We start from the raw sequence: 832 nt of genomic DNA, 5'->3' as shown, positions 1-832 counted from the left end.
AAAAAGTTAGACTATATTCTAATTTAATTCAAGGACTGAGTTCTGTATTCCACAGGGCTTAGTCCTTTGAGCTTCACTTGAATACGCTCATTGTTGTAGTAATGAATGTACTCGTGAATCACTTTTTCAAGCTGTTCAAAGGTTTCAAACCGCTTGCCAAAGTAACATTCCGTCTTCAATCGCCCGAAAAAGCTTTCCATCGCACCATTATCAAGGCAATTGCCTTTTCTCGACATACTTTGCTTAATACCGTATTTTTTCAATATCTCCCGATAACCCATCATTTGATACTGCCATCCTTGGTCGGAATGCAGTATCGGTTTTTCCCCCGCTAATCGGTTCACCGCCTGGGTCAACATTCTGGTTATCTGCTCAAAATTCGGACTTCTCGCCACATCATAAGCAATAATTTCGTTATTAAACAAGTCTTTAATCGACGATAAATACACTTTGCCTTCCGCACATTTGAACTCGGTGATATCCGTTACCCACTTCTCATTCGGCACCGTTGCCGTAAAATCCCGTTGCAACAGATTATCGGCAATTTGTCCCACTTTGCCTTGGTAAGAACGATATTTTTTCTGCTTACTTTTTCCTTTTAACCCCAAACGTTGCATTATCGCTTGCACCCTTTTGTGGTTGATAATCAAGTATTTCCTTAATTCCAAGGTAATTCGACGATAACCATAATTTTCGTCATTTTTGCGATAAATTTCCTCTATTTTCTGTGAAATCGCTACATTTTTATCCGACTTTGGCTTGAGATGATAAAAGAACGAACTGCGTGCCAATCCGATTAGCCTGAGTAACAATTCCAACGGGAAACGCGAGC

At 40.0% G+C, this 832-nt stretch carries 1 protein-coding gene; it reads right to left on the bottom strand.

Annotated features, from left to right (window positions below):
• Positions 1-23 precede the first annotated feature (23 nt).
• Positions 24-832: IS3 family transposase (locus tag ACLS0A_RS10980; RefSeq protein ID WP_423106821.1), on the bottom strand; the 809-nt coding region annotated here is incomplete at its 5' end.

The organism is Avibacterium volantium (genome assembly GCF_049366555.1).
Classification (GTDB): domain Bacteria; phylum Pseudomonadota; class Gammaproteobacteria; order Enterobacterales; family Pasteurellaceae; genus Avibacterium; species Avibacterium volantium_A.
This window is presented reverse-complemented; position numbering and strand designations above follow the sequence as displayed.